Raw genomic sequence first — 7,849 nt, forward strand, 5'->3', positions numbered from 1 at the left:
TTCAAAGTCTCTCTCCTTTTAGGAGAGAGATTTAGAGAGAGGTTTTCCAGATGCCATGAAAAGTCAGAACTAGGGACTGGGGACGTCTATTTGCCTAGAGAGTAAAAGTTTGGAGTCCAGAGGAGCGTTAAGCTCGATTGGGAAACTCGCAGTTAAGCACTATGTAGATTCACGTGATTTGAAATTTGGGGAAGACACAAATTTCAAACATACTTCCTGGAATAATTACCCTAATACAGCTTTGTCTAAACCCATAATTACCGTTCGCCTGATTGCACGCGACGAACTTCCCCAACTTCTGGCGTTGTATCACCACCTAAATCCTGTAGATGCGCCTCTACCTGCTGATGATGTTTTACAATCCATCTGGGATGGGATTTTAGATGATCCCCGTTTGTATTACATTGTGGCTGATATTGCTAACCAGTTAGTCGCAACGTGTAACTTAAGCATTGTTCCTAACTTGACGCGTGGCACACGTCCATACGGCATTATTGAAAATGTCGTCACTCACCCCGATTATCGACGACAGGGATTTGGTACACAGGTGCTTCATTATGCATTAGCTTTAGCATGGCAGCAACAGTGCTATAAAGTGATGCTTATGAGTGGCTCAAAACGTGAGGAGACGTTGCACTTCTATGAAAATGCTGGGTTTAAGCGTGGAGTTAAAACTGGATTTGTTGCCATAGCTCCAGAGGAGTTATAAGCAGAACTGATAGAGATTAGACCTCTTCCAAAAATCCTAGTTTATCTGTGGGTTCCTTTTCATGAAATAGTCTTTTGCCAAAAATAATTCCTAGCAAAAAGTGTTGGCGCAATCATGGTCAGAATTTTTGATTGCGATCGCTAATTTTCAGTCTACTATTGCCAAATTTTCCATCATCGGGTAACTATCTAAAGAGTGAAAGTTTTTCGTCTAAATCCAGCCATTAGTTAGTTGTTTAATTTTGATTAAAGACTAATAATACAGCATATCGCCAAGACACATTTTACTTCTTTAACCTTGCTAAAGAACATGATGCATTGAGCTTGACGGCATTAACCCTCATCGGCAATCATAAAGAAACGGTTATTAAAAGCCGATTCTTTTGCTGCTTGACTGCAATTTTATAAATCATAAAATCTCTTAGTTGCACTAATTATCTTTATTATTGCAACGTACCAGATTACCACAATCTCTCTACTTATGGTTAGTCTGATCTGCGGGTCTTTAAAAACAAATACGAATCCTATACTATACTATGTGTGGTAACCACTGAGATAAATGTTATGAGATATTCAGAGCAGCTACTTATAATGTCCCACATTTGAATTTTCCAGAGTGAACTGGTTTCTATATCAAGGCAAACCTAATAATCATCTGGATATTTGTATTCACTTAACATTGCATCCAGTATTTTCCAATAGTCAACCCAATAAATTAAAAAGAGGATATTTCCATGTCTAGTTTGTTTCGTTGGTCATCAGCAAAGGTTGCTTTGTTAGTTCTGGGCATGACAGCTGCGATAATAACTCCCATCGTAATTTCTACACCAGCTTCATCTCAAAGTACTGTTCCATCTGCTACTCCATCTCCTACACCAGCACCAACTTCAACAGTTAACTTGTCTGATGTTTCCTCAGATTATTGGGCGCGTCCTTTCATTCAAGTCCTAGCTGACAATAACGTGATTGCTGGCTTTCCTGATGGCAGCTTTAGACCGAATCAACCTGTAACTCGTGCTGAATTTGCCGCCTTGATTCAAAAAGCTTTCAGTAACCAAAACCGAGTTCGGCAATTAAGCCCCGGTGGATTTAGTGATGTTCCTGCTGGCTATTGGGCGGCTTCTGCAATTCAGCTAGCCTACGAAACTGGATTTTTGGTAGGCTATCCTGGGAACGTGTTTAGACCAAATCAAGAAATCCCTAGAGTGCAGGGGATTGTTGCTTTAAGTAGTGGCTTAGGTTTGTCTGGTGGCGATACAAGTACTCTCAGTACTTACTACAACGACGCCTCAGCTATCCCAGACTACGCTATTGGTAGTGTGGCAGCAGCAACAGCAGGTAATCTTGTTGTCAACTACCCGGATGTGAAACAACTCAATCCGCAACAGTCGCTAACTCGTGCTGAAGCCGCAGCACTTTTATATCAAGCTTTGGCTAGACAAGGACGGCTACAACCCATTGCTAGCAATCTTCCAGCTAGTCAGTATATTGTCGCTGGAACTCAAACCGGTACTGATATTGTTTCTCTTGCTGCATCCAGTAATTCTTTTTCAACTCTAACTTCTTTACTAAAGACAGCCGGTTTAGCAGATATTCTGCAACAGCCTGGCCCTTATACAGTCTTCGCTCCCACCAATGATGCATTTGCTGCTTTGCCTGCTGCTACCTTACAACAGTTAGAGCAACCAGAAAACAGAGAAGCATTAATTAAGATTTTGAGATATCATGTGGTTCCTGGTGCGGTAACTGCTAGTCAACTCTCCACTGGGGAACTGAAAACTTTTGAAGAAAGACCTGTAAATATTCAAATCGATTCGGCTAACAATCAAGTAGCGGTGAATAATGCCAGAGTTATCCAGGCAGATGTCAAAGCTAGCAATGGTATTATCCATGCAATTAACCAAGTCCTAATCCCGCCTGATATTAACATCAGTCAGTTAAATCAGCCACCAACAGGCACGAACGGCACAACGCCTGATGTGAATGTAGGTAGAGCTACTCGTGGTGGCAGAAGCTATCTCGGAGTCGCTGGTAACATTGGTTTGAGTGGTAACGATACAGCTTTGAGCGAGGGTAACTTTACAGTAATCAGCAAACTTGGTCTGACAAACTATCTGTCAGTGCGACCATCGGTGATCTTTGGGGACGATACAATATTCCTAGTTCCCGTAACTTTTGATTTTTCTCCCCGCGCAGCAGGTTCGGTGGGTGAAAGAAGCTTTGCTATATCTCCTTACTTAGGTGCTGGCGTAGCAATTGAAGCTAACCTTGATACTGATATTGGATTACTGCTAACTGGTGGTGTAGACCTTCCTTTAGGTTCTCGATTTACGGTGACAGGTGCCGTAAATGCTGCTTTTATGGATCAAACTGATGTCGGGCTACTATTAGGAGTTGGCTACAACTTTTAAATAAAGAAGAATTCAGAAGTCAGAATTCAGGAGTAGAGCCGGAGACTAAGAAAGCTCCGGTTATAATCAAGACGCGACTCGAAAATACTCGCTACCGCTTTTTTGGTCAGAATTCATTCTGACTCTTGACTCCTGAATTCTGTTCGATAAATAGAAATAGAACAGATGGTAGGGGCGCACAACTAACTGTGCGCCCCTGCTGTATTCTGACTTTTTACGGCATCTAGGAAAACCTCTCTCTAAATCTCTCTCCTAAAAGGAGAGAGACTTTGAATTTCCCCCTTCCCGCATCGGGAAGGGGGTTAGGGGGTTAGGTTTTGCGTGGACTTTTCCACATAACGTGAAAAGTCAGCTACTGTATTAAGGTCGCTTGATGGCTAAAGTAAGTCCATCGGCGATGGGGACAAGGGACAATGTTATCCGTTCGTCATGATGTAACTTTTTGTTGAGAGCGCGGATAGATTGGGTGCTTTCATCTTGATTTTGCTCATCAGCAACTTGTCCAGACCATAAAACATTATCAATAGCAATTAATCCACCTGGACGCACTAATTGTAGCGATCGCTCATAATATCCATCATAATTTTCTTTATCAGCATCAATAAAGGCAAAGTCAAAGGTTTCTGCTTGACCAGTTGCCAATAATTGATCTAAAGTTTCTAAAGCTGGTGCTAATCGGAGATCGATTTTATCGGCAACTCCAGCTTCTTGCCAATACCGCCGAGCGATCGCAGTAAATTCTTCACTCACATCACAAGCAATAATTTTCCCATCATCTGGTAGTGCCAAAGCTACAGAAAGTGAGCTATAACCCGTAAACACTCCAACTTCCAGGGTTTTCTTCGCTCCAATTAACTCCACCAGAAGTCTCATAAACTGCCCTTGTTCTGGTGAAATCTGCATTCCACTCCGGGGATGGCTGGCGGTTTCTTGGCGTAACTTCCCAAGAATCTCTGGTTCCCGTAGCGAAACGGATAAAAGATAATTGTAGAGTTGGTTATCAAGACCTATAGACTGTTTTGGCATGGTAGATGAGAGAATTGAGAGAATCTACAGTTATACTATCGCTGATAAGGGGAATCTCAGGAATAACATGGTGCGATTAGTTTTGACAGCAATATTGCTGGTGCTAGTGACAGCTTGTGGCAGTATTGGACTGCTACCAACTAGCGATTTAGTGCAAAAAGCGATCGCACTTGGGCTAGAACAAACTCAACAAAAACTTAGTCAACAGTTGGATTTAGATTTTCAAGGATTTGAAATCAAGCGGCTATCAATTACCCAAGAACAACCCCTGACGATTGAAAATTTACCAGCTTTCCGCGTTCGGGGAACCTACGACTTGATTGTTAAGCTACCAAAACGAAGCTTGACGCAACCAAAAAAACCCTTTGACGTTTACTTGCAAATTCAGCAAGAGGGTAAAACTTGGCGATTGCTACTTCCAGAAAAAGGTAGCAAAGATACTCAACCAATCTGGCGTAGCTATCTCATCCAATAGCAGGTGTGTGCAAACAGTGAAACCATCACAATACTTTATGTATAACTGCTGGGGCACAGTCATCATCAAGGTATAGTTTCACCGGAGACAAGGGAAGATGTATATTAACTTTTTCATCAGTTCCATTGCTGGAATTGTGGTTGTGGTGCTGGCGGCTTTTGGTTTACTGCAATGGTTGCACATCCCTGCTGGTAACTTTCTTGACTGGGTGATTGGTGGTGCTAGTTTTTGGTGGCTGTTGGTAATTGTTACCGTACCGTGGAATGTGCATTTTCAAGCCAAAGAAGTCTTAGCAGAAGCAGCACAATCAACTGAGAAAGGAATTCCAGTCGATGAGAAGCAGGTGAAGTATGTCACACTTTTAGCAAAGCGATCGCTCTGGGTTGCCATTGCTTTACACTTATTCTCAGCCGTTGGTCTTTATACTCTTGCTGTCACTGGTATTAGTACGGTGGGATATATAAGTTCTGGTGCAGCTTTATTATTAACAATTCTCCGTCCAGCGATTCGAGCTTATGAGTATTTATACGCGCGGTTAGCGATGATTCGCCAAGAATGGAAGTATCCGCGCGAAGATATTTTTGAATTGCGCGATCGCTTCTCTATATTGGAACAAAAAATCCAGTCATTGGAAGATCAACTCAACCCAGAACAACCTTATTCCTTATCCGCGACTCAACAACGCTTTGCTGAAGAGACTCGCAGAGATTTAGCTCGAATTGCGGCTAACGTGGAAGAATTACGGGCGACAAATCAAACAGAACATGAGCGTTTGGGGAGAGAAGCCAGAAATGCGATCGCGCAACTTTCCACCGACGGACAATTTCTCGATCATGTCCGCGAAATTATTCGATTTTTTAAGACCGCTTAATTATTGCTTTAAGAGGTTGTTTGAAAAGTGTTTCGCTGTGACTTTAGGCACTTGATGAAAATTCTAGATCACAAAGATGCGATAAATCATCACAAAGACGCGATGAATCGCCGTCTCTACAAAAAACTGATTATTGTAGAGACGGCGATTTATCGCGTCTTGTCTTAACAATAGCGGTTCTCATTTATATGAAGTACATTTTTCAACCTCACCGCGTGTTTCCTGACGCAAACACGCGGTGAGATTCCGATTGTATATGTTATAACTTTGTACGGATGATGTTTGGTGAAGCTCACATAACTTCAGGAGTACTCATAGTGAATCAGATACAACTAACTTTAACTATTGGTTACTTATTAATGACATTCTATTTTTTAACTAATTGGTTAATATTTTCCCTACGTCATCCTGCTTCCACTCCCGAAGATAAATTTTTATCAGTTGTGATGTTTCTGGTGACAACTATCTTCTGGCCTATAATGATTCCCATTTCTTGTTTAGAAATGGTTCAACAAAAGCGAATAGACTTTAGTAAAATGATTCCTGTTATTTTAGCAATATTCGTATTTAGTATTTCATATTATTTCACCGAATAATTCATTATTCCTCCTCACAAATTGTATAGAGATAAAGAGAAGCCGGAGGTTTAACTTGTGACCCTCCGGCTTCTTTGTGCAACATACTACCTTCATTTATTAGGCAGTTTATTTATTGAATTGGAAATTTCCTAACGGCGTCTGCTGCCAAAACCACTTGAACGGCGGGGTGCTGTACTACGCCCACTACCAAAACCACTGCCAGAATTGCGTCTGGTAGTGCTGGAGTTACCAGAGGGTCGCAATGTACTACCACCAAACCCAGAACCAGAAGGACGGTTATTACCTGTAGTACTACGCGGTGTATTGCGTACATTTGAATTTCCAGGATATGACCTTCTAATTGTTCCTGTATTGCGGAACGCAGTGCGATTTGTAACGGCTGCGGGTGGGGCATTGTAGCGACTTTGGTAGTTTTGAACTGCTTGGCCATAGCTGCCGCCATATCCACCGAAGCCACTTAATCCTTGTCCTGATTGATAGACAGGGGGTACATAATATTGGGGTCTAAACAACATACTACCAATTGCCTGTCCCGCCAAGCTACCAGCCACAGACCCAGCAAACGGTGCCCAGAAGCTATTTTCTCGACGGACTACAACCGTCTCTTGTTGTCCGGTTTGGGGATTGGTTTTATTTTCGGTAACGTTGTGAACGTACTCAAGTTTAAAGTCTTCTGTCAGGTATAAAATTGGTTGTCCTTTTTCTACCTTCAGATAGGTTTTCTTACCCTGCTTGATTTCATCATCAGTTAACCGTGCCATTTGCAAATTTTCGGTTGCAAAGGTTGGGGGCTTATTATTAAGTAAAAACAGGTTGTACTCACCAGTTCCATCGTCATAAGTAGCTTGTTGTATTTGATACTCTCCGTCACTCAGCTTGGTGGTAGTCGAGGTTTGACTAACGTTCTTAGCTGGAGGAGTAGTTTCGTTTCCCCCACCACAAGCGACAGTTGTGACACACAAACTCAGAGCTAAAAAAACGGCTGTAAATTTACGTACTATGGTCATGATCATTGGATTATTGTCCTATCTCTGAGCTTAACAATTTCTCGATGTGAGTAGTAAGTACGGACTACCCAACACATTATAATGGAATCAATTCTGGGTAATATTGCAACAGTTGATCGCTAGTGAGTTCATCGCCTAACTGTGCTGGAGAAAAATGTACTTGGATTGCCTTCAATCTATGTTTATAATGCAAATTTATCAATGCTTTCAAGCCTTCCTTGAGTGCCTGAACGTTAGAAAGATCAGTTTCTAACTCTGGTACTTCTCCTTCATAAGCCACTGTAATCATCACAATAACGTTACGGGTTACAGGTATAGATAAAGGTTCATTCAATCCAGAGTCAGAAGTATAATCTGGTTCGCTGAGATATCTTTCGGCAGAATCAGTAAATAATTCATTCACGTAATCTCCTGCTTCGCCTTCACTCCAAAATACATCTCCTTCGTTAGCAGCAGAAAGCCAATATTCATCGTATTGCAGCAGGGTTTGGCTAATTTCTACTAATCCTTCTCCCAAAACTTCTAAGTCCCCATCGGCATCGATCGCGTCTCGTCCAGCACTATTTAATACTCCCAAAATTGGCGCTACTTCACCTCCCCCTAAGTGCAGAAATAGTCGAAATACTACATAGCGAGTTCGACCGATCATTTTATTAAATAAATTAGCCATTTTCGTCCTCCAATTTTTTTGTCATTTGTCATTTGTCATTTGTCATTGGTCATTTGTCATTTGTCATTTGTCATTTGTCATT

Annotated in this window: 7 protein-coding genes; 4 read left to right on the forward strand and 3 right to left on the reverse strand. The window is 41.7% G+C overall.

Annotated features, from left to right (window positions below; translation table 11 throughout):
• The first annotated feature begins 178 nt into the window (after positions 1–178).
• Positions 179–709 (forward strand): GNAT family N-acetyltransferase, encoded by a 531-nt coding sequence (locus ABF638_RS35725; RefSeq protein ID WP_435027503.1) that lies wholly within the window; start codon positions 179–181, stop codon positions 707–709.
• A gap of 733 nt (positions 710–1,442) precedes the next feature.
• Positions 1,443–3,119, forward strand: coding sequence for a fasciclin domain-containing protein (locus ABF638_RS35730; RefSeq protein WP_435027504.1), 1,677 nt, complete (start codon positions 1,443–1,445; stop codon positions 3,117–3,119).
• Between the two features lie 360 nt (positions 3,120–3,479).
• Here ABF638_RS35730 and ABF638_RS35735 read toward each other — a convergent pair whose 3' ends face one another.
• Entirely contained in the window at positions 3,480–4,145 is a 666-nt protein-coding gene (locus ABF638_RS35735; RefSeq protein ID WP_435027505.1) for a class I SAM-dependent methyltransferase, read from the reverse strand.
• 67 nt (positions 4,146–4,212) lie between these two features.
• On the opposite strand from ABF638_RS35735, the gene ABF638_RS35740 reads away from it, so the two are divergent.
• Both ABF638_RS35740 and ABF638_RS35745 read left to right on the forward strand, forming a co-directional pair.
• On the forward strand, positions 4,213–4,620 hold the full coding sequence (locus ABF638_RS35740; protein WP_435027506.1) for a hypothetical protein: 408 nt from the start codon (positions 4,213–4,215) through the stop codon (positions 4,618–4,620).
• 97 nt (positions 4,621–4,717) lie between these two features.
• Complete coding sequence (locus tag ABF638_RS35745; protein WP_435027507.1) at positions 4,718–5,491, forward strand: hypothetical protein; 774 nt, start codon at positions 4,718–4,720, stop codon at positions 5,489–5,491.
• Between the two features lie 727 nt (positions 5,492–6,218).
• Here the strand turns inward: ABF638_RS35745 and ABF638_RS35750 are convergent.
• Both ABF638_RS35750 and ABF638_RS35755 read right to left on the reverse strand, forming a co-directional pair.
• Positions 6,219–7,103: a hypothetical protein gene (locus ABF638_RS35750; RefSeq protein WP_435027508.1), complete on the reverse strand. Its 885-nt coding sequence runs from the start codon at positions 7,101–7,103 to the stop codon at positions 6,219–6,221.
• 70 nt (positions 7,104–7,173) lie between these two features.
• Positions 7,174–7,767, reverse strand: coding sequence for a DUF1517 domain-containing protein (locus ABF638_RS35755; protein WP_435027509.1), 594 nt, complete (start codon positions 7,765–7,767; stop codon positions 7,174–7,176).
• Positions 7,768–7,849 lie beyond the last annotated feature (82 nt).

It is taken from the genome of Nostoc sp. CALU 1950 (genome assembly GCF_051172895.1).
Lineage (GTDB): Bacteria > Cyanobacteriota > Cyanobacteriia > Cyanobacteriales > Nostocaceae > Nostoc > Nostoc edaphicum_A.